General features: G+C 66.8%; 18 protein-coding genes and 1 pseudogene. 11 read left to right on the top strand and 8 right to left on the bottom strand.

The window, feature by feature from the left end:
• The 4 genes and pseudogenes from ACRYCC_RS07645 to ACRYCC_RS07630 all read left to right on the top strand — a co-directional run.
• Positions 1-450 (top strand): IS5 family transposase (locus ACRYCC_RS07645; RefSeq protein ID WP_433809876.1); only part of this gene is annotated, 450 nt, incomplete at its 5' end.
• 912 nt (positions 451-1362) lie between these two features.
• Entirely contained in the window at positions 1363-1983 is a 621-nt protein-coding gene (locus ACRYCC_RS07640; protein WP_433809875.1) for a hypothetical protein, read from the top strand.
• A 698-nt stretch (positions 1984-2681) separates the two neighbouring features.
• Positions 2682-2849, top strand: coding sequence for a hypothetical protein (locus ACRYCC_RS07635; RefSeq protein WP_433809874.1), 168 nt, complete (start codon positions 2682-2684; stop codon positions 2847-2849).
• Positions 2850-2993: 144 nt separating this feature from the next.
• Positions 2994-3194 (top strand): annotated as a pseudogene (locus ACRYCC_RS07630) (hypothetical protein); the annotation flags it as partial.
• A 168-nt stretch (positions 3195-3362) separates the two neighbouring features.
• On the opposite strand, the gene ACRYCC_RS07625 reads toward ACRYCC_RS07630, so the two are convergent.
• On the bottom strand, positions 3363-3944 hold the full coding sequence (locus ACRYCC_RS07625) for a TetR/AcrR family transcriptional regulator (protein ID WP_433809873.1): 582 nt from the start codon (positions 3942-3944) through the stop codon (positions 3363-3365).
• Positions 3945-4080: 136 nt separating this feature from the next.
• On the opposite strand from ACRYCC_RS07625, the gene ACRYCC_RS07620 reads away from it, so the two are divergent.
• From ACRYCC_RS07620 to ACRYCC_RS07610, 3 genes are all read left to right on the top strand, one after another.
• On the top strand, positions 4081-5553 hold the full coding sequence (locus ACRYCC_RS07620; protein WP_433809872.1) for an MFS transporter: 1473 nt from the start codon (positions 4081-4083) through the stop codon (positions 5551-5553).
• Between the two features lie 22 nt (positions 5554-5575).
• Complete coding sequence (locus tag ACRYCC_RS07615; protein ID WP_433809871.1) at positions 5576-6367, top strand: SDR family oxidoreductase; 792 nt, start codon at positions 5576-5578, stop codon at positions 6365-6367.
• A gap of 672 nt (positions 6368-7039) precedes the next feature.
• A complete protein-coding gene (locus ACRYCC_RS07610) occupies positions 7040-7744 on the top strand; it encodes a hypothetical protein (RefSeq protein WP_433809870.1) in 705 nt (234 codons plus the stop codon).
• A 410-nt stretch (positions 7745-8154) separates the two neighbouring features.
• Here ACRYCC_RS07610 and ACRYCC_RS07605 read toward each other — a convergent pair whose 3' ends face one another.
• Together ACRYCC_RS07605 and ACRYCC_RS07600 are read right to left on the bottom strand one after the other, a co-directional pair.
• A complete protein-coding gene (locus ACRYCC_RS07605) occupies positions 8155-9057 on the bottom strand; it encodes an NmrA family NAD(P)-binding protein (protein ID WP_433809869.1) in 903 nt (300 codons plus the stop codon).
• Positions 9058-9282: 225 nt separating this feature from the next.
• Positions 9283-9723, bottom strand: coding sequence for a winged helix-turn-helix transcriptional regulator (locus ACRYCC_RS07600; protein WP_433809868.1), 441 nt, complete (start codon positions 9721-9723; stop codon positions 9283-9285).
• A 199-nt stretch (positions 9724-9922) separates the two neighbouring features.
• Between ACRYCC_RS07600 and ACRYCC_RS07595 the strand changes: the two genes are divergently transcribed.
• Positions 9923-11308, top strand: a complete 1386-nt coding sequence (locus ACRYCC_RS07595; RefSeq protein WP_433809867.1) for an MFS transporter — start codon at positions 9923-9925, stop codon at positions 11306-11308.
• 263 nt (positions 11309-11571) lie between these two features.
• On the opposite strand, the gene ACRYCC_RS07590 is transcribed toward ACRYCC_RS07595, so the two are convergent.
• The 5 genes from ACRYCC_RS07590 to ACRYCC_RS07570 all read right to left on the bottom strand — a co-directional run bounded on the left by ACRYCC_RS07590 (position 11572) and on the right by ACRYCC_RS07570 (position 18029).
• A complete protein-coding gene (locus ACRYCC_RS07590) occupies positions 11572-12504 on the bottom strand; it encodes a hypothetical protein (RefSeq protein WP_433809866.1) in 933 nt (310 codons plus the stop codon).
• Positions 12505-12571: 67 nt separating this feature from the next.
• Complete coding sequence (locus ACRYCC_RS07585) at positions 12572-13789, bottom strand: PucR-like N-terminal domain-containing protein (RefSeq protein ID WP_433809865.1); 1218 nt, start codon at positions 13787-13789, stop codon at positions 12572-12574.
• Between the two features lie 115 nt (positions 13790-13904).
• The gene (locus ACRYCC_RS07580; protein ID WP_433809864.1) at positions 13905-15152 is read right to left on the bottom strand and encodes an oxygenase MpaB family protein; all 1248 of its coding nucleotides are present in this window, start codon (positions 15150-15152) and stop codon (positions 13905-13907) included.
• Positions 15153-15454: 302 nt separating this feature from the next.
• Positions 15455-17296: a hydroxysqualene dehydroxylase gene (locus ACRYCC_RS07575; protein WP_433809863.1), complete on the bottom strand. Its 1842-nt coding sequence runs from the start codon at positions 17294-17296 to the stop codon at positions 15455-15457.
• A gap of 121 nt (positions 17297-17417) precedes the next feature.
• Positions 17418-18029, bottom strand: a complete 612-nt coding sequence (locus ACRYCC_RS07570) for a TetR/AcrR family transcriptional regulator (protein ID WP_433809862.1) — start codon at positions 18027-18029, stop codon at positions 17418-17420.
• Positions 18030-18147: 118 nt separating this feature from the next.
• On the opposite strand from ACRYCC_RS07570, the gene ACRYCC_RS07565 reads away from it, so the two are divergent.
• The 3 genes from ACRYCC_RS07565 to ACRYCC_RS07555 all read left to right on the top strand — a co-directional run bounded on the left by ACRYCC_RS07565 (position 18148) and on the right by ACRYCC_RS07555 (position 20977).
• Positions 18148-19659 carry a flavin-containing monooxygenase gene (locus tag ACRYCC_RS07565; RefSeq protein ID WP_433809861.1) on the top strand — a complete coding sequence of 504 codons (1512 nt, stop codon included), beginning with the start codon at positions 18148-18150 and terminating at the stop codon, positions 19657-19659.
• Positions 19656-19961 carry a Sec-independent protein translocase subunit TatA gene (gene tatA, locus ACRYCC_RS07560; protein WP_433809860.1) on the top strand — a complete coding sequence of 102 codons (306 nt, stop codon included), beginning with the start codon at positions 19656-19658 and terminating at the stop codon, positions 19959-19961. Before ACRYCC_RS07565 ends, tatA begins: the two co-directional genes overlap by 4 nt.
• A 698-nt stretch (positions 19962-20659) precedes the next feature.
• A complete protein-coding gene (locus tag ACRYCC_RS07555; RefSeq protein WP_433809859.1) occupies positions 20660-20977 on the top strand; it encodes an LppU/SCO3897 family protein in 318 nt (105 codons plus the stop codon).
• The last annotated feature ends 72 nt before the right edge of the window (positions 20978-21049 follow it).

Below are 21049 nucleotides of genomic sequence, written 5' to 3'. Positions count from 1 at the left end.
ACAGGCCCGAATCCTGTCGACCGCGGCACGTTCGGGTCGAAGATCCATCTGATCGTCGACCGTGCCGGACTGCCGCTGTCTGTCGGGATCTCCGCCGCCAACACCCACGACAGCCAGGCCCTGGAACCACTGGTGCGGGGAATCCCGCCGATCCGCTCTCCTCGCGGCCCTCGCCGCCGAAGACCCGGCAAGCTCCACGCGGACAAGGGCTACGACTACAACCACCTGCGAAGATGGCTGAGCAGCCGCGGAATCACCCATCGCATCGCCCGGCGAGGCATCGAGTCCTCCCAGCGCCTGGGCCGCCACCGGTGGGTGGTCGAACGCACGATGTCATGGCTGAACGGCTTCCGCCGACTACACCGCCGCTACGAACGCAAACCCGAACACTTCCTGGCCTTCACCGCCATAGCCGCCGCCTTCATCTGCCACCGCCAACTTGCCAAATGAAACGACGTCTAAGCCCGTCGACGCCCGCCGTGCGGGACCCGGTGTTGCCCCGGACCCGACGCCACGCGACCACGAGGAACGCCGGATCAGCGACCAGGTTGAACAGATCATCGAACCGGCGGGAGGGATCCTCGCCGGCCCAGCGGTGCAGTTTGTTCTGAATGCTCAGTACCCGCCACTCGGCCACCTCAGGCTGCCTGCCTTCCCCATGTACGTGGCTTTCCCGCGCTCGGAGTACTACGCAGGCTCCGCCCCACCCCGCACCTTCGGCAGACGACGCACCTATCCCCGACCATCCCTGGACAGGACGGAACCGGGGAACGACACGAGATGGTTCCCACGTTCACTGCTGACCGTTCGCGAGAGGAGGTGTCCAGCTATGCCCCTGCGGCATCGTCCTGGCTACGCCGTAGACCTTCACCAGGACCTCCCGGCCAAGGGCGACAACCGGCCCAGGAGTTCCCCGCCGGGCACCGCCCGGCGGGTACGCACCGCAACCCAGCCCATATCTGCCAGATTTGAGCTGGTGGAAGCCTTGAAGGGCTTTACACCGCTGGTTCCTCACGTACACCTTTCCCGCTCGTTAACCGGACCCGTGCCGTCCGGCAGTACCGGCACGTCCCGACATTGTCGAGGCTGCTCCCACCCTCACCCGCGACTCCGGGGTCAGCCTGCCTCCAACTTCAAACGACCCGCTACGACAGGCCATCGGCGGAGTCCTTCCACCCCCGCACGGTCAAACAGCGCCTCGTGGCGCACGCCGCGCCGCTTCCGGTGCTCGGGCCGTGGCCGGCCCTGCGCTCCGGGTCGGCTTGCCCTCGGATTCCGGGCAATCGGCGGTGTGGATCTTGCTAACGCGGGTGCTAATCTACAGTCTGACCTGGCCAGGAAGGTTTGGGGAGTCCTGCCGATGTGGCCGAGTTCTTCGCCCTCAGGCATATTGTGTCCGTGGCCATCTTCAATGCTGTCTTGCCAGTCATAACGCTGATCCTTGGGTTCTTCGGCAGCCTGCTCCTAGAGGGCCGTCGAGACAAGCGCACCCTTGAGCGCGAACGACTCGCCCGCCGTGCGCAATGGGATGAGCAAGACCGCCGTGATCGCCTCGCATTCGAGAGGCAAGGGCTGACTGAGGCCCACTCCGTGATTCGGGATCTCGTCGACGAGCTTCACGATGTAATCCCGCTTCTCGCTGCTGCGCATAAGTCGGGGCAGAGTTGGCATGAATATCCAGGCGGAGAAGCGGCTAAGCAGCGCATCATGGCTGCCAACGTGCGGCGAGGACACGTTGCAACGCTTGTCCTTGATCGATTCACGTCCGAGGCAATCGGACGGGTGGGAAGCGCAGCGCTCCCCCTATATATGGACAGTAATGCGCTTAAATCTGAGCAGCGACGAAACAGCTTCTACCAGGCCGTTAGTGACTCATTGGAGGCCATTGCTGATCGACTTCGCATGTTGTACTCGACGAATGCGATACAGGTGCGCGAAAGGGAAGGTAGCCAGCCGGATAGCGGGCTTGAATCGAGACCATGAGGCCACAGCCTCCGGGCCCATGGGTGAGCCCACGACTCGGCGATGCTGACTCGCGCCTGCTCTGGGCAAGGCCGTGACGATCGCAGCGGACTGCTTGCGGCGGCTCGTGGCCGGGGCGATCGCTGCCGCGCCGCTTCCGGGGAGCCACGGTGGGAGCCACCGGGGCGAACGATCTCGGACGAGTGCGGATGGCATTGGACGGCGGGTCATGGGACGCGGCACGTGGCGGACTGATGCGAACGGGGGCGGAGATCGTTTGGGGATCTACGGATCAGAAGGTTCTTCAGCGTCTGGCCGGCTGACGATGGCAGAGCGAGCGCGACTCTGGGGGCTTCGCAGCCCCCAGCCCCCCGCGAGCCGGAGTGCTCGTCCGCGCGGTCAGATCTGTCCCAACACCTCGCCGTTCGCGCGGACGAGCACTCCGGATCTCATCCGCGCCGCCTCAATCCCCTTTCGAGCAGCCGGACTTACAGGAGCCGAGTTGCTAACGCTGGTGCTAACAGCGGGCCTGGATGAGCATGGACGGATCTGGACTGGAGGTCCGCCGCAAGACGTCCCGGAACAGGTTGAGGGACGACTGTGGACGGCTGTGGACGGTCATGATCCATCTTCTAATCCGACGGTCGCAGGTTCGAATCCTGCCGGGTGCGCCACCTCCGACCTGGGCATACTCGATTTTTGTCGGTTATGCACTGTGGGTGTTCTGTGGTGTTTGGGGCGTGCTGGAAGAGACGCTCCGGGAGGAGCTCACCGATCCCGACAAGCGGTTCGCCACCGAGGCCGCGCTGCGCGCACTGTGGCTGCGCGGCCGTTCCGGACGGGCGGGCGGGCGTATGGGCGCTCCGCTTCCCTGTGGCGAGAGATGATCGTGGGGATCAGCGCCTCCGCCTCACCTTCATCATTCTCGCCCTGGTCCTTCTCCGCTTGCAGGAGTTTGTCCAGCCATCAGCGTTCCTGCGGTCACCGGCAGCCGACTGGTGCTGGTACATCAGCGCGGTCCGCTCGTTGTCATGGCCCATGCGCACCATCAGGCTCTTGAGAGAGACGCCCATGTTCGAGCGCGCAACGATAATTACCAACAGTTCGAAGTAGCCGAACCGTTTGATACCAGGGCTGAGTATGACGACCACGCCGTCGACGAGATCGCGCAGGAGACCGGCCGGACCATCCCGCAGATCGCGATCAACTGGCTGCCGCGGCGCCCGACGGTCTCCTCCGTCATCATCGGCGCTCGCAACGAGGAGCAACTCCAGCAGAACCTCGGCGCCGTGGCTGGAGCCCGACACCCGATCAGGTCACCCGGCTCGACGCGGCGGGGCTGGCAGCCGCACCGCCGTTGGCGACAGGCATGTGTTCCCAGCCGACCGGACCTCTGGGCTTCAGGCCGGCTGGATATGGGTTCTGACGGTGTCCTCAGCGAAGGTCACGGCAGCACGAAGAGCGCCATTCCTGCCGAGTACGGCGGCGTTGGCGTTGATGCCGTCGATGATCAGGGCGATGCGGTCGGCCAGCATGTCCGGGTCGCGCGCCCGGGCGTGCTCGGCGAGCTCGCGTAGCTGATCCTGCCGTTCGGTGTAGTGCGCGATGATCACCTGGTGGGCCGGGTGGGCCTCGTCGGGGAACTCGGCGTAGGCGTTGCGCAGGGGGCAGCCTCGGAAGCCGTCTTCGACGGCCCCTCTCGCGACCGCGTCGACCAGGGTGACGAGCCGCTGCGCCGCGTCGGTCGCGTCCGCACGGACCGCCTCGTCGAAGATCGCGCTCCAGTTCTGGCGGCAGCGTTCCAGATAGGCGACGACCAGCTCGTCCTTGCTGCCGAACTCACGGTAGAGCAGGTTCTTGCCGCAGCCGCACTCGTCGATGATCTGCTGCAACCCCACAGCGCGCACACCTTGCTCGGCGAACAGGCGCGTCGCGACGTCCAGGATGCGGTCACGCGCGCCCGGATCCGGCTTGCGGGCCATCGAACACCTCCGCCTCGAGCATAACGGACTGATCGGTCCATGACATCGCGCGACTCCGTTGACAGCGACCGCACATACCTGAATGATACGGACCAATCGGTCCGGGACCGATCGGTCCATTCAAGGAAGGCTCTGCGTGGAGACATCGGGAACCACTGCCGTCGAAGGCGCGAGGCTGGGCGGACGTGCCTGGGGCACGCTGCTCGTGTTGTGCGGGGCGCTTTTCCTGGACGGCCTCGACGTGTCGATGAAAGGCGTCGCGCTGCCCTCGATCGGCGCGGATCTGAGCATGTCCCCCCGCTCGCTGCAATGGGTCATGAGCGGTTACGTGCTGGGATTCGGCGGTTTCCTGCTGCTGGGCGGCCGCGCTGCGGACCTGCTGGGCCGCCGCCGGATGTTTCTGGTCTCGCTCGGGGTGTTCGTGGTCGCCTCGGGCGTGGGTGGCTTCGCGGGCACCGGTGAGGTGGTCATCGCCGCCCGCTTTCTCACCGGTGTCAGCGCCGCGTTCACCGCCCCGGCCGGACTATCGATCATTACCACGAGCTTCGCCGAGGGCCCCGCCCGTAACAGGGCGCTCTCGGTCTACAGCGCGACGGGCGCATCCGGATTCGCCCTGGGCCTGGTCGTGGGCGGCCTGCTCACGGACATGTCGTGGCGCTGGGTGTTCTTCGCCCCGGTTCTGATGGCCGCCGTGACGCTCCTCGGTGCGCTGTGGCTGGTGCCTGGATCCCCCCGTCGGGCGGGCGCTCGGCAGGGCTTCGACGTCGCCGGGGCCGTCACCGCGACTGCGGCGATGCTGCTCCTCGTCTTCACCCTGGTCCAGGCACCCGAGGCGGGCTGGGACTCGGTGCGCACGGCCGGCTCGCTCGTCGGCGTCGGCCTGATCCTCGCGGTCTTCGTCCTGATCGAACGGCGCGCCCGCACACCGCTGGTACGGCTGGGCCTGTTGCGCTCGGGACCCGTCATCCGCGCCAACATCGCCGCGATGGCGCTACTCGGCGGCTGGGTGGGTTGCCTGTTCATCCTCACCCTGTACATGCAGCAAGTTCGCGGCTGGTCGGCCCTGCAGACGGGCCTGGCCGTCTGCCCGACGGGCACCGTCGTGGCGTTGCTCGCGCCGCGGATCGCGGCCCCGCTCGTGGGGCGTTTCGGCACCTCCCCGATGATTCTGGCAGGGCTAAGTTCGGCCGCTCTGGCCTACGCCCTGTTGCTTCCGCTTGGCCGGAACTCGGGCTACGCGACCGGAATGTTCCCGGCCATGGTGCTGGTCGGCCTGGCCTTCTCGTTCGCCTACGGACCGCTGAACATCGCCGCGACCAGCGGCATCGCGGCCGAGGAACAAGGCGTGGCCGGGGGCCTGATCAACACGTCCTTCCAACTCGGGCCCGCGCTCGTCCTCGCGGTCATCACGGCCGTCAACGACGCCTACGCGGGGCCCGGCATCTCACCATCGGCGCTGCTCGGCGGCCTGCGCGCGGCGCTGGCCGTACCGCTCGGCGTGTCCCTCATCGGCGTCGCAGTGACCGCGCTCGCAGGCACTGGGCAGCGACGGCGCCCCCGGCGACCGGACCGGGCACACCTGGCTCGCCAATCCCTTCACACCTCGTAAGTTCCTGTCGAACGGAGAAATCATGGATCTGCAACTCGCGGGCAAGACCGCCGTGGTCACCGGAGGCAGCAAGGGGACCGGCCTCGCCGTCGTACGCACCCTCCTGGGCGAGGGGATGCGCGTGGTCACCGGCTCGCGCCGTACCACCCTGGAGCTCAAGGAGACCAAGGCGGTCCACGTGCCCGTCGACCTCACCACCGCCGAGGGAGCGGCCGAGCTCATCGACCGCGCAATGGTCGAACTCGGCGGGATCGACGTGCTGGTCAACAACGTGGGCATCGGCGACACCGACGACCTGGTCAAAGGCGCCCTGAACACCATGCTCGACCTGCCGGACGACGCCTGGAAACAGACCTTCGACCTGCACTTCTACAGCGCCCTGCGGGTGACCCGCGCCGCACTGCCAAGCCTCATCGAACGCAACGGGGTGGTCATCAACGTCTCCTCCGCCGGCGCCCGGCTGGTCAGCGCCGGCCCCGCCCACTACAACGTCGCCAAGGCCGCTCTCAACGCCCTCACCAAAGTGATCGCCGAGCAATTCGGCGACCAGGGCGTACGCGCCATCTCCGTCTCGCCCGGCCCGATCCTTACCGGAGTCTGGACCGACCCGGACGGTTTCATTGGTCGGATCGCGCAGGAACAGGGCGTCTCCCACCAGAACTTCGTTCAGCAGATGACGGACTCCCTCGGCGCCAGCACCGGCCGCATCAGCACCCCCGAAGAGGTTGCCAGGCTCATCGCGTTCGTGGCATCACCCAACAACATCAACGGCGCCGAGTACCTGGTCGACGGAGGGATCATCAAAAACCTCTGACCTCGCTGCGCAACCATGTCATACCGACCGACCAGGTCCATGCAGGGTGCTCGCCCTAGGCAACGAAAAGTCGTTATAGCTGATCAGCGTAACGACCATTATGGGCTGCCCGTTGGGGCCGGTCCCCCTGGTCAAGGGGGACCGGCTTGCCGACGGTGATGGAAGGCCCGCCCAACCACTGGTGGTAGGCGCCCAACCCCAGGACCGCGAGGCATGACGCCACATATTCGTCCCATATCGATTCTTCTGCCACCCCATCAGCTGCGGCGGACCCAGGCGATCCAGATTCCCTTGTGATAACCGGGGTAGGCACCAAGCCAGACGCTCACGGATTCGCGGAGGTTGCGGCTGTGCCGTGACCGGATATCGTCGGCGAACGCGGCAAGAGTGGAAGCGCCCGCGAGTAGCGGTTCGCCCATGAAAGATCACCAGCATGCGTTGCATGACGGTCGCAGCGGCGTACTCAGCGAGCCGATCGGCCACCCGTTGGCGCGTGACAGCACTCCCCAGCCGCGTCTACCCCTGACTCGTCCCCGGACAGGGCACAACCAGCGGCTACCTGATCACCGGTCTCACGGCCGAGGAGTGGCGGACCCTGGACGCGTTCGAAGACCCCGTGTACGAGCTGCGACGCCTTGACCTGGTCGACGGAGGTCACGGCTGGACCTATGTATGGTCGTGCTCGTGACCGGGCCACAGGTGCCACGGTTCCTGTTCGGCGAAATCGTGAAGATCACAAAGGCGACCGGGCAGGAACTCCAATGGGATGACCTGGAATTTGATCAACCCGTCGATGTGAGCGCGCTGATCGGCGAGGAGGTCTACGTCAACGGTGCCCGCCCGACCGAGGACCGTCTGGACTGGATGTGCATCGTCTGGGCTCCGTCACTGCAAGCGATGCTGACAGTTCCCGAGGAGATCCTGGAGCCCACCGGGCGATTCGAGATCAAGGCCGACGGCGAGCAGATCCTGGGCCGGCCCTGGCGAGATGACGTGGCGATCGACCTCTACACGCTCACCCACGACGTCAGCGAAGCGGAGAACATCGCGCGTGCCGCCGCAGCCGGCCTCGAAGCGCTCGACGATGTGCGGGAAGTCGTCTGGGAAGTGACCCGTTGGGCTCACACACCCGCGTCGGTGTCCATGTGGGCATGGAGCCACGGTGACGCCCTGCAACTGTTCGCCCAGGTCATCGCTCAAGCCCCTGACGGCTGGGAAGAGTCCGACGGTCCAACCTTCATCAACTCTCTATGGGACTCAGCAGAGTCCACTGGCCAGTTCCTCGCCCCAGAAGTGAGAACCGCCTTCGTCACCTACCGACGATGGACCAACCCCGCCCGCCGGTCCCGAACCGAGATCAACACGACCAGCACCTAGAACCACCGAGCAGCGACCGCCGACGCTGCGCTGATCAGGCACTATCAAAGGGGAAGGCCCGTCTGCGTGGCATCCTGCCGGGCCTGCTCCTCTGAACTGGGCACGTCACGCGTGGTGTTCGGCGCCAACATCACGCCTTGATCGACAGCCGGGCAGCCGCGTTGGCCGAGGCCGGCTCTACCGAGATCGACGACAGGTACCGGTGAGCACATCCGGGACTGTGATCGTCGTGTTGCAGAAGGCAGACGCTACCCAGTGGGTGATCAAGTGCTGCAACCGGTCTGGAACCCCGGGCTGGCGACCACCCAACTCGGCATCAGGGTCCGCGTGCGCCCTCCGGCACGCGCGTGCCTCCTGGTTTCTACCCAGCATGAGGCTCACTTCTTTTGCCTCGGGTCAGTAGGGCTGACTTACCGGAATAGCTGCGGGTTAGTCTCGACAAAATACCGAACGTCGAGGGGCGGCCTGCCGAGGATGGTCTCGATATCTGTGGAGATTCGATCGTATCGATTTTCGCGCTGCAGTCGAGTCATGGTCGTAATATGCTCGAACAGGTGGTCCGGAAGCTTTACTCCTGCCAGCGCTTGGGCCCACTCGCCAGAAGGTACGTCAACATAGGTGACGTGGCGGCCCATTGCTTCGGTGAATTGGTCCGCGATACCGTACATATCCCTGGACACCGGCCCTGTAAGTTCGTACACCTGGCCCAGATGGGGGCTGGGCTCAGTCAGAATGGTCGAGACCACGTCTGCGACGTCGCTGGTGGAGACCGGCGAGGTGCGTCCGGAGCCAAAAGGCAGCTGGATGGTGATTCCTTCTGGCGTCGAGCGGATTCCAAGCTGGAACAGCGGATTTTCCATGAAGATGGTCGGCCTGACTTGAACAACCGGAAGGCCCGACCAGGATAGAATCTGTTCGCTCAGCCAGTGGAGGCGCTGCTGGCGTGATTCCGAACTGCTGGTCAGCGTCATCTGCGAGACCGTCATTTGTGACATGTTGACGAAGACCTCCAGGGCCCCGTGCTCGCGTGCGGCAGCGGCGACCGCCCCCGTCGCCTCCAAATAGTGGCTCGAGACGCTCATCCCGAAGTAGATCCGATGGCAACCCTCAAGTGCACGCGCAACGTCCGCCGGCCGGGTGAGGTCCCCGACAACGACCTCGGCGCCCGCCGCACGGAGAGTTTCGGCACGCTCGTCATCCTGCCTGACCAGCGCACGAGTCGGCAGCCCACTACTCCGCAAGCGCTCGATCACCTTCCGCCCCACGGACCCTGCGTTTGCGGCTCCGGTCACCAGGATCAGTTTGTCCGTCATATCGCTCTCCCTTATTGATACACAGAAGCAGTCCCATCGAGGATCTCTAAATGGGATTCAGCTCCATTCGATTTGAAATCCGCGTCAGGATGACTGCGGGCGTCCTAAGTGTCACACGTGAAAGCCGATCGCTAGCTGGCGCCCGGGGCCCTCGAATCCATTATATTTCCGTCACTGGCAAGGGCTCCGCAGAAGGCCACTATTTCCGATCAGACCACCTTGGCATTAAAAGTCGCCTGAGCGTGCGAACTCTATCGTCTCCCTTGAGACGGAGTCTCCGCAGTGAGAGCAGCTCCGCTGGATCTTCAGGTCATGCCCACAGGTGTGCCGCACCACCAGGGATGACTTCACCTCAGTCCACTTGTCGCCCCACTGGAAGAGGGCGAGCAGTGCGGGTTGCAGTTCCTGTCCGGCCTCGGTGAGGTAATACTCATACCTTGGCGGATGCTCGCTGTACTGTCGCCGCTCTACCACTCCTGCGCTTTCGAGCTTGCGGAGGCGGTCGGCGAGAATGTTCCGGGATGCGCCGGTGTAAGCGGCTATGTGGCCAAAGCGGTGAACACCGTAGGTGATTTCGCGTATGGCGAGCAGAGACCACCGCTCGCCCACTATCTCCAGCGACGCCGCCAAGGGACACGCTCTCACCGCCACCTGCCGGCGCGCCACCACTGACTCCTCATCATTTCCCTCACGTTCCCCGCGTGGGCCGAACCCACTCAGTTGGATTTTCCAACTCACTGGGGTACGGTACCCGAGTCGGTAGCAAATCACAACCCACTAGAAGTGGAGCATCATGTCCGCTGCAGAGCTCGCGCCCGTCACAGGGCGCCAGACCGGACCCGTTGGCGGACTAGAAGATCCCGAGGTGACCGCGGGCGACCGGCGGGCTCGGTGGGTACTGGCCCTCGGCAGCCTCGGCGCCTTCGTGGTCTTCCTCGACACAACGATCGTGAACATCGCCTTCGAGACGATCAGCCGGAGCTTCAGCACCACCACCGGACACCTGGCCTGGGTGCTCAACGCATACAGCCTGGTGTTCGCGGCCATGCTCATCCCGGCAGGCCGAATCGCCGACCGATACGGGCGCAAGCGGGTCTTCGTCATCGGTATCGCCGGCTTCGCCGTCATGAGCGCCCTGTGCGGGCTGGCACCGGGCGCCGGAGTACTGATCACGGCTCGGGCCCTGCAGGCGCTCTTCGCCGCGCTCGTCGTACCGTCGTCTCTCGCGCTCGTCCTGCACGAGTTTCCAGGTCCCCGCCGTCATGTCGCGATAGGCGTCTGGGGCGCGATGGCCGCAGCAGCAGCCGCGGTGGGTCCCACCCTCGGCGCGCTGCTCACCGAATACTCGTCGTGGCGCTGGATCTTCCTGGTCAATATCCCGATCGCGGCGGTCGTCATCATGCTGGGCATGCGACTGCTCCACGAAACCCGTGACCCGAAGGCATCCGGTATCCCCGACCCCCTCGGGGCGATCCTGGTCGCTGCGATCCCCGCGCTTCTCAGCTACTCCATCATCGAGGGTCCGACCCGCGGCTGGTCCAGTGCATGGGTGGTGGCCGGTTTCGCCGGAGCGGCCCTCACACTGCCCGTATTCCTGTGGCGTACCTCGAAGGCCACACGACCGGTCATGAACCTCGCCCTCTTCAAGGAACGCCAGTTCCGGGAAATCAACGTCGCCACACTGCTGTTCTCGACGGCCTTCTTCGGACTCCTACTGGCCAACCTGATATTCCTCCAGACCGAGTGGCACTACTCCGTACTGCGAGCAGCGCTCGCAAGCGCCGCGGGACCGGTGGTCGTCACCGTTATCGCACGCTCGACAACAAAACTCGCCAGCGTCACCGGACACCGGCCCGTACTACTCGCCGGCGCGCTCGCCTGGGCCCTCGGTTGCCTCGGCTTCGCCCTGTCCGTGGGCGGATCCCCGCACTGGGTCACCCATTGGCTGCCCTGGACCCTGCTCACCGGCCTGGGCATCGGACTGACCCTGCCAGTCCAATCCGGCGCCGCCGTCGCGAAACTACCCCCAGCGCAGTTCGCCGTCGGCTCCGCAATCAACTCCAGCTTCAGGCAGCTCGGCGCGGTTCTAGGAATCAGTATCTTCGTCGCGCTCCTGGGCACCCCCGGACACGGCTCCGGGCTGACCAATTTCCACCACATCTGGTGGGTCTTCGCGACCCTCGGCCTCGCCGCCGGAATCGTTCAGGGACTTCCCCAGCTGAGGGCCGGATCCAGACGTCCCAAGCACTGAACCTTTAACCACCTCACCACATCAACCCAAACGCGAACAACGCAGAAGAGTTCAAACGCCGAGCGGCCCAATTCACCCCAAGCGGGGGATTGGGCCGCTCACCTCAGCCCAGACACTCCACCCTCTGACGAACGGCGCGACCCGCCCGGTTGAGGCCGGGCACTCTCAGCGCGGTGTCGGTGCGCAGGTCAGGCTCCCCTGTCGAGCGCCTTGGTCGCCGAACCGTTCGGCCAGGCCCTCGGCCTGGATCGCGCCGCACACCGTCAGGTGACGGGCTGGTGTCCGGTGGGGCCGGGCCGCGTGGCGGGCGCGCCCGGCCGTACGGGGTCGGGTTCGTACCGCGGGAAGGTGAAGATCGCGATCAGGGCGAGTGCGAACCCGGCCGCGCGCAGCAGGCTCCACAGCGGCTCGCGCGGCCAGCCCTCGCCGTACAGCAGGGTGGACATGAGGATGAGCTGGGTCTGCAGGACGACCGCGTCCACCGTGATGACGATCGCCAGCCGGCAGCGTTGCAGGGCGATCAGCATCTGGCCCAGCCCGAAGACCGCGCCGAGCACCATCACCCACAGGTACGGCTCGGCCAGTAACGCCACCCCGCGGATGCCCGCCTGGTAGGCGTTGAACAGACCGACCGCGGAGAACTCGGCGGTCCCGATGAGCACCCCGATGCTCGCTCCGTAGGCAATGCCGGCGAGCGCCCGCGCGTGCCGTCCGGTCGGGCGCAGGTCGCCCAGCGAGAAGATGACGAGCGGGATCGCCATCGAGGGGAGCGCGACGGCGAGGAACAGCGCGTGCGAGGGCAGGCCGCTGCCTGTTCTGGTGTTCAGGCCGTGCGCGACCGACAGCGCGATGAGCCCGGTGGCGGCCGCCAGCATTGCCAGGCTCACCCACTCGCGGGTGGTGAGCCGCTCATGGAAGTAGCCGAGCGCCATGATCAGCACGACCACCAGCGGGATCAGGTTCAACGGATTCGCGGAGCTGAGAGGTATCAGCTCGAGGGACAGGAACTGCAGCACAATGCCGTCGAGGATCAGCAGCATGCCGAACAGCCAATAGCCGTTCTTCAAGGCCAATGACAGCACCCGGAGCGGCCGGGTCCCCCGCAACGGTTCCATCCGCTCGCCGGCGACCTTGAAGAAACCGCAGGCGAGGAGCTCCAGGGTGGCCGCCGCCAGGGTGACAATGGTTCCGGTCATATGACCGCCTCCGCTCAGATCTCCTTGGTCACCCTGGATTCAGCAGATCACCGTGCCAGGACGTCTTCTAGGTGCGCACCGGCTCGCGACGCGGGACGGTGCCCTGTAGCTGCCGGGCGCGTAGGAGCAGCAGCATCGCCGTTCTCCATTCCGGGTCGCGCAGGTCGGAGCCGAACAGGTCCTCCAGGTGGCGCGTCCGGTAGCGCACGGTCTGGGGGTGCACGGACAGGTGTTCTGCGAGTTCGGGGGCGGGTGCGCCGGTGGCGAGGCACAGCAGCAGGGTCTCGGAGAGCCGGGCCTGCTGGCTGGGGGTGAGCGCGTTCATGGGGGTGTAGTAGATCTGGTTCATCAGCGCGATGATGTCCTGGTTGGTCGCGAGCAGCAGCGCCGGCAGATGGTCGACGGACCGGAGGTAGCGGTCACATCGGAGGGCGCCGCGCTGTCCCAGGATGAGGGTCTGGCGGGCGAGTCGCAGGGACAGCGCCGCGCGGGACAGGGGCACCGTGGGGCCGATGGCGAACAGGCAGCCGCGCAGCGCGCGTTCCAGCATCCGGCCGCTCATCGGGCCGTCGGGATCGGGCAGGAGCAGGACGGGACCGGACTCGTCCAGGTCCATCAGGATGTCCGGTCCCACCGCTGGCGGTAGGAGCCGCTTGTTCCGCCACTCGGGGTCGAGCGCCACGCACGCCACGGTGCGGGGTAGCCGCCACCGGGCCTGGTCGGCGTGGCGGGAGAGGTGGTCGCGGGTGGTGGCGGGCACGTCGGCGAGGATCAGCTTCAGCAGCTGGCGGCGGCACTGCTTGAGGGGGTCGCTCTCGCGGATCTCCTTGTACCCCTGGACCGAGTCCGCGGTGATGAGGTCGGTGTAGCCGAAGATCGTCTCGGCGAGACCGTACATCCTCTCCGGAGCCAGGCCCGCGTCCCGGCCGATGGTGATCAGCCTGCGCCAGGCGACCCGGGCGCCGGTGTGGTAGGCGGTCGGCAGGACGTCCATGGTCCGGCCCGCCCGGTAGGCCGCGCGTCCCAGCGCCCGGTGGAAGTCGGCGGTCTGCTCCCGTGCCGTGATGGGGTCGGCGAGGTGGTGGAGGAACTGGTCCAGCACCTGCTCGACGCCGAGCCGGATGCGTGCCTCCAGCCGGTCGCGGAGCCGTTGGTCGAGGTCGGGCACGCATTGCTGGATCTCACGGACGATCTCGTCGGTGAGCGCGGGCAGCTCCGGGTCGAGAAGCTCGGTCAGTTCGGGTGCGAGGAATCGCTCCTGGGAGGCGGCTGTCGGGGCGGGCACGACCGATGCGTGGGGCATGTTCTTTCCCATAGGTTGCGGGTCGGGTTGTTCGAGATGGCCATGTGGTCCGGGCACGTTCGTGCCATCTCGTATGTGGCTCCTGGGCCTCAGGCGTTCACGCCGGCGATGTCGGGGCCGTGCAGGGGTTGGGTCTGCCGTTGACGGCGGGCTGCAGTGCGGAGTCGTGGCGGCTGTGGGTGCGGTCGGCGTGCTGTTCGGCGGTCATGCGGCGGCTCATAGCGGTGCGGTGACGGTGGCCGAGCCGCTGGCTGAGTCCGGTGGCGCCCGGGATGAGGCGGCGGGCGGTCTCCACGGTGAAGACGATGGCGGCGGTGGCTGCGACGGCGGCCTGGTAGCGCCTGTCGTCGGGGGCACCGAGGAAGTCGGCGTTGCCTTTGCCGAGGATGAGACGGCTGTAGGACAACAGGTAGCTGGTCAGGATGCGGCGGGCGAGCGGGGATTTCTTCAAGGGCGGCGGCAGCATCAGGGGGGCGGCGGCCTTCATCAGGGAGCGAGCGAGTCGCTGGGAGTCCTGGTCGGGTTGGAACTCGGTGGCGGCTTCCAGCCACAGAAGTCGCCAGGCGTCGTTGCCCGTGGCGGGGAGCAGGTTGGGGTGGATGCCCATGAGGTGGCCGACGTAGCGCCACAAGTGGAGGACGCCCGCCTGGTCGGCCTTGGAGAACTGCAGTCCCAGGGCCCGTGAGCCCAGCAGCATGACGAGGGAGAACAGCAGCAGGGTGCCGGTGAGCTGGATCTGGTTGATCGGCGCGTCCCAGGCTTCGTGGTCCCAGTCGTCGCGGCGGTGCATGGCGGCCCGTACCTGGGCGTGCATGATGCGTACCCGCAACGTCTGCTGCAGGCCGGGGTCGAAGCGGCCGAGCCCGCCGGGGGTGGTGACCTCGACCCACCAGCCGGCGGTCTCGGCCAGGCGGCGCGCCGCCATGGTGTCCAGCTCACCGGTGCGTACGAGGGTCTTGTTGGCGCGGGAGGCGAGGTAGCCGCCGTACAGGCAGGCGCAGGGCATGACCATGGTCAGCCCCAGCAACCCGGTCCGGCTCACAACCCGCGCACCACGGTCGAGCAGATCGGGATCGAGCCAGTAGGGGACGGCGTCGACCTCCGCGAACAGGTCGACCAGCTCAGGCGGCGGATCCTTCAGGTCGTCGATGCCGTTCTGGAGGGCTTGCTCGAACAGGTGGCGGCCGGTGGCTCCCGGGAGACGGGCCATCATCTCCACCACCGCGTCGGCTCGTGGATCGCCGGTCGTCGCGAAGGACCGGAACACCGCGAGCTGCGTGGGAGTGGCTCTGATATCGCTCGGGGTCAGCATTCTCGTGGTGAGCTTCCAAGGAGGTTTGGTCATCCACGTCGGATCCGCCAGGCGTGGTTCACGGTTCATGCGATCTCCCAGGAGGCTGTGTGCTCGTCGTCGCGGTTGTGTGGGGCCCCGCCCCGGAGCGGCTGGCGGCTCTCTTGAGGGAGGTCGGGCCCGAGGAGGTGGATGCTCGTGGACAAGACCGCCAGGTCCTGGAAAGGAACGAGCGTGGGGTGAACCTTCCCGGCCGCCGGCGGTCCGGTGATCAGGAGCAGTGATCACCGGGTCACCGGCGGCGATTCACCTGGAGTGGGAGACGGGCACGGCGGCCCGTCGGGGAGCCACCGCGCTCAGGGGGTGGCGGGGTCGCGGGTGTCGAAGATGTTGGGTTTGCCCGCCTTGAAGCGGTTGTCGTCCTGGTTGTAGAAGCCCTGGAAGGCGTCGGGCAGGAACAGGTCGAAGAGTTCGGCCTTCTTTCCGCTGACGCCGGAGGCGTCGAGGATGGCGTTGGCGGCCTTGCGGCCTGCGGTGTTCGCGCCCTCCATGGTGGCCAGGTTGATGTCGGCTCGGACGTAGTCCGAGGCCAGGAACAGGTTCGGCAGGGCGGTGGTGGCCTCGGGCCGGTAGTTCCACGAGCTCGGCTTGTTGATCAGCAGGGGTTCGTCGTTGGCGACCTGTGGGGTGCCGTTGCCTGTGATGGCCGGGTCGATGAAGTAGGAGTGGATGTTGGCGTCGTTGAGCATGAGCTCCTTCCCCAGAGGGAGGGCCTTGCGCAGTTGCGCGACGACCTCCTTGAAGATCTGGTCGGAGGTGCAGTCGCGGGCGGCCTTGCCGTAGAGGATGCCGGGCTTGTCCCACGCCGACAGGTCGATCGACAGGCACTCGTTGACCTGGCCGTTGCCATAGGTCGTGCTGAACTTCTTCTTCCAGAACTGGGCCTGGCTGATCGAGGTCAGCGCCCAGGGCTGGGCGGCGTAGGCGACGTGGCCCTCGGCCAGGTCGATCGGCTGGCGCAGGTAGATCATGATGCCGTTCATCCAGTCGGTCGTGAGCTCCCGCAGCAGCTTCAGGCTGGGGTCGACGGCCAGGATGTCGTCGTTGAGCAGCGGGACCGCGCGCTCGATCGGCACGGCGAGGACGTAGTGGTCGGCCTCGACCGCGGTGGTTCCGGTGGCGCCGGTGATCTGGGCGCCGCTGATCTTCCGGTCGGCGACGTCGAGCTTGGTCAGCGTCGCATCCAGCTGGAAGGTGACGCCGAGCGAACGCAGGTGCGCCATCCACGGGTCGATGAGCGCGTCGTTGGTCGGGGCGTTCAGCAGCCGGTCGGGGGCCTTGTAGCCGCCCAGGCCGAGGGTGCTGTAGACCCATGCCTCGGCCATCAGCCCCATCGTGTGCGCGTTGGCCTTGTCGGGCTTGGCCGCCACCAGGGTGCCGGTGAACATCTCCACCAGCAGTTCGTTGTAGGCCTTGGACATCTTCTCGGAGTGGACGAACTGGGAGAAGCTCATGTTCTCCCACTGCTTGTAGCGGCGCAGCGGACCGCTGGTCACGAAGGCGATCATCTTCTGCAGGAAGTACTCCACCTCGCCGATCGGGACCTTCCCGGCCACGTTGACCGCGGTGCGCAGGAACTCCAGCAGCGAGCCGGGGTTGAGCGTGCCGATGATGCTGCCCTTGGCGGGCAGCACGAACTTGGTGCCGTTGTAGAACGCGGCGACCTCTTCGCCCGCGACCAGGTTGTCGAACGCCGTCCCGCCACCGGCCAGCGGGATGCGCTTCATGGTGTCGGGCAGGTTCTGGTAGAAGCCGGGAAAGAACCGGAATCCGTGCTCGGCCGGCAGGTCCTGGCGCCCGCCCGACCCGGTGCCCGGCACCGGCATACTGCGGCACTTGCCGCCCCACGCCTTGCGCTCGTACACCGTGACCTGGAAGCCGCGCTCGGCCAGCTCGTGGGCGACGCTCAGCCCGCCCATCCCGCCGCCGAACACCGCCACGCGGCGCCCGGCCGCGGCCCGGCCGGTCCTGGGGGCACGCCGGGTAGCGGGCGTGGCCGCCGACGCCGGCCCGGCACCCAGCACACCGGCTGCCGCGACCGCACCCGCGGCGGTGAGCGCTCCAGTGACGAACTGACGGCGGCCCACACCGCCTTGCTCCTTCGCCGATCCGGTCTCGGATGGAGTCTTGTCCTCCACGACGCATCTCCTCAGGGGGTGGATAACCGACATGTGCGTCGGTTGTGGTGCGCCCCACTATGAAGAAGCCGCCGCGGGGCGTCAAGCCCCGCGGCGGCCGATTCCGATGCGCCGATGCGCTCTACTGCACGTTGCCCAGCCCCCTCCACAGCAGCCGCATCGCCCCTTCGACCAGCATCGATCTGGGCATGTCGGGGTTGCGCTCCCACCACTGCGCCACACCGTCCAGGCCGGTGATGATGAGTTCGACCATCGCCTCGGCGATCGGCTCGCCCGGCTCCACCCCGACCGTGCGCATGTCGCCCGCCAGCAGGGCCGTCACCGCGTGCGTGCGCGTCTCGCGGATGCCCTTGCGCGCGGTGCGGATCTCCGGGTCGTCCTCGTCGGCCTGGTCGAACAGCAGCCTGCGAGCAGCGGGATTGCTCTGGGCGAAGCTGAAGTAGGCGTCGATCGTGGAGCGCATCCGCTCCTCGGCCGGCCCCGAGCCGGTGATGCGCCTGCCGACGTAGGCCATCAGCGCCGAATTCTGCTCCTGCATCACCGCCAGCAGCAGCACGCGCTTGGAGGGGAAGTGGTCGTAGAGCACCGTCCGGGCCACCCCGGCCGCCGTCGCGATCTCACCCAGCGAGGTGGCGTGGTAGCCCTTGTCCGCGAAGATCTCCATCGCAGCCGTGGTGATGAGCGCCCTGCGGGCCGGGGCCCGCATTCGTGGCTTGGGCGAGATTTCCGCCATGGTCTTGACTCCCCTCCCGTATTACCTTCATTCTAACCGACACGAAAGTCGGTAATTCCCGCGTGTTGAGGCGGGAGCTCGACGGTATCGCCCGCCACCCCACAGCAGGGAGCCGCACATGGGGCGCACAGACGTCTCGATCGCCATCGTCGGGAGCGGATTCAGCGGCATCGGCCTGGCCATCGGCCTCATCAAGGCCGGCTTCACCGACATCACCATCTACGAAAAAGCCGACGGCCCCGGAGGCGTGTGGCGTGACAACACCTATCCGGGTGCCGCCTGCGATGCCCCCTCCCATCTGTACTCCTACTCCTTCGAACCCAAGCCCGACTGGTCCCGGCGCTTCGCCGAGCAGCCCGAGATCCTGGCCTACCTGCGGCACTGCGTGCACAAGTACGGGCTGGAACCGAACCTGCGGCTGCGCACCGAGGTGACCGACGCGGAATTCGACGCCGGCACGGGCCGCTGGCGGGTCAATCTAGGCGACGGCCGGGTCGAGGAGCACGACCTGCTGGTCGCCGCCTGCGGGCAGTTGTCCAACCCGGCGGTGCCGCAGATCCCCGGTCTGGCGGACTTCAGTGGCACGGTGTTCCACTCCGCCCGCTGGGACCACCAACACGACCTGCACGGCAAGCGCATCGCCGTCGTCGGCAACGGCGCGAGCGCCGTACAGTTCGTCCCGCTCATCGCCCCCACCGCCGCGAACCTGACCGTCTTCCAGCTCGAAGCCCACTGGATCAGCCGCAAGCCCGACCGCGTCTACCCCCGCTGGCGGCGAACCCTCAACCGGCGCGTGCCCGCCGTGCAGAAGCTGTCCCGGCTCGGCATCTTCCTGTGGTTCGAACTGCTGCTCAACCCCGGCCTGGTCACCCCCCGCGCCCGCCGCCTGCTGTCGGCGCACGTCCGCGCGCTGTGCGCGTTCGCCCTCCGCTCGGTACGCGACCCCGACCTGCGCAGACGGCTCACCCCCCGCTACGAGCCCGGCTGCAAGCGCATCCTGACCTCCAGCGACTACTACACCGCCCTCAACCGGCCCAACGTCCAGGTCGTCGACCAGCCGATAACCGAGGTGACCCCCGACGGCCTGCGCACCGCCGACGGCGAGCACCTCCCCGCCGACACCATCATCTGGGCCACCGGCTTCCGCTCCCAGGACTTCCTCGCCCCCATGCGCCTCGTCGGACGGCACGGCCTCGAACTCGACGCCGCCTGGAAGGACGGCGCCCGCGCCTACCTGGGCCTGGCCGTCAGCGGCTTCCCCAACTTCTTCCTGATGTACGGGCCCAACACCAACGTGGGCTCGGGATCCATCGTCTACATGCTCGAACGGCAGATCGGCTACATCGTCCAGGCCGCCGACCTCCTCGCCGGCGATGTGCGCACCCTCGACGTCCGCGCCGACACCCTGGACCGCTTCGACACCGCCGCCCAGCACCGCCTGTCCACCTCGGTATGGAACCAGGGCGGCTGCGACAGCTGGTACCTCGACGCACAGCGCCGCAACACCAACAACTGGCCCGGCTACATGACCGGCTACCACCGCCGCACCCGCCGCCTCAACCCGCACGACTACCACCTCCAATACCGGACACCCGCACGCCGGACACCCCAACCGAAGGAAGCAACATGACCAACTTCGGAACCACCGAGCTCCTGATCATCCTGGTCGTCCTGGTCCTGCTCTTCGGCTCCACCAAGCTCCCGCAACTCGCCCGCTCACTCGGCAAGTCCGCGCGCATCCTCAAAGCCGAGACCAGAGGCCTCTACGACGACGACACCGACCAGCGGCAGGCCGCCCCGACCACGGCTCCGGCCGAGCACCCCGGCCATGGCGCCACCCCTGGCGGCACCTCGCCCGGCCCGAACGCCCTACCGCCGGGCCGGCTCGTCCAAGAAGTCCCGCTCCCGGATTCATCACCCCGCCGGCACTGACCCTCGTTTCCCGGCACGCCCAGCCCTTGGCGAACGGGATCCGCATCGGTTCACTGGGCGCGAGCACACGGTGGCCCCGTCAGTACCGGCGGCCGATCGGCGGTCACCAGGCGTATCCCGCGCTACGGTTCGACGACGGCGGCCTACATCGTGATCGCGGGCCCTCCCCGGACACCGCTGACGTGTGCCTCCACCAAGAGGCCGGGGATACCAAGATCATCATTGCCTGGGCGCGCAGTCGGCCTTGAAACAGGCCATGACGCCCGAACCTGGAACCACTCGCCGACCTCGCCCAGATCCGCGTATACGCCATGGGTGTTCTGTGGTGTTTGCGACCCGTGGCTGCTCCATGGCTGCTCGACGGACCGATCCGGGCATGATGCCGAACGGATCAGCAACCCGCACCATCGCGCACCGCTACCCCAAGTCGATCATGACGCTAAGGTTGGGCGGCTACGTACAGACGTGAGCACTCTGAGAGCACCCGGCGGGCCCACCGCGAGAGCTCTTCGAGGACTCCGGAAAAGGAGTGGGCAGTGTCGGAGTCTCCGCAGCAACCCGACCGTGACCAACCCCCACTCCCACCTTCAACGCAAGGGCCGGCCCCCTTCCCTCCGCCCGGTGTCGGCGCGCCGTACCCGCCGCCTGGATATCCGCCCGCGCCCAAAGTGCCCTGGTGGCGGACCAGGAAAGGCATCGTGATCATTGGCATTGTCATCGTCGGGGTGGTCGGCTTGTGGGTGCAGGACTATCTCCTGAAGAGAGCCACCGGTGATCCCGACATCGCCAAGGTCGGGAACTGCGTGAGCAACGCACAGACCCCGAACCGGATGCAAGTGGTGTCCTGCACCGACAACCAGGCCACGTTCCATGTGGTCGGCAAAGTCGACGACATCAAGGAGGGCGTCTACAAAGGCGACACCGATGTGTGCGAGCCCTACCCCACCTCAACCCGATCTTTCTATGCGGGCACCGGCGGCTACGGCTACGTCCTGTGCCTGGCACCCAGAAAATAGAGCGTTGGCCTGAGCGGCCCTCTGCTGAGGTCGGGAGACCCGACAGCACCCCCACCCGGGCATCGAAGGCGG

This window comes from Actinomadura scrupuli (assembly GCF_050971785.1).
GTDB lineage: Bacteria > Actinomycetota > Actinomycetes > Streptosporangiales > Streptosporangiaceae > Actinomadura_E > Actinomadura_E scrupuli.
The sequence above is the reverse complement of the archived record's forward strand: the minus strand, read 5'-3'. Positions and strand labels throughout refer to the sequence as shown.

Coding starts and splice junctions, on each gene's coding strand:
- ACRYCC_RS07625 (WP_433809873.1), bottom strand. CDS start 3,944: ATGGCCCGCAAGCCGGATCCGGGCGCGCGTGACCGCATCCTGGACGTC.
- ACRYCC_RS07615 (WP_433809871.1), top strand. CDS start 5,576: ATGGATCTGCAACTCGCGGGCAAGACCGCCGTGGTCACCGGAGGCAGC.
- ACRYCC_RS07610 (WP_433809870.1), top strand. CDS start 7,040: ATGGTCGTGCTCGTGACCGGGCCACAGGTGCCACGGTTCCTGTTCGGC.
- ACRYCC_RS07605 (WP_433809869.1), bottom strand. CDS start 9,057: ATGACGGACAAACTGATCCTGGTGACCGGAGCCGCAAACGCAGGGTCC.
- ACRYCC_RS07590 (WP_433809866.1), bottom strand. CDS start 12,504: ATGACCGGAACCATTGTCACCCTGGCGGCGGCCACCCTGGAGCTCCTC.
- ACRYCC_RS07580 (WP_433809864.1), bottom strand. CDS start 15,152: ATGACCAAACCTCCTTGGAAGCTCACCACGAGAATGCTGACCCCGAGC.
- ACRYCC_RS07570 (WP_433809862.1), bottom strand. CDS start 18,029: ATGGCGGAAATCTCGCCCAAGCCACGAATGCGGGCCCCGGCCCGCAGG.
- ACRYCC_RS07565 (WP_433809861.1), top strand. CDS start 18,148: ATGGGGCGCACAGACGTCTCGATCGCCATCGTCGGGAGCGGATTCAGC.
- tatA (WP_433809860.1), top strand. CDS start 19,656: ATGACCAACTTCGGAACCACCGAGCTCCTGATCATCCTGGTCGTCCTG.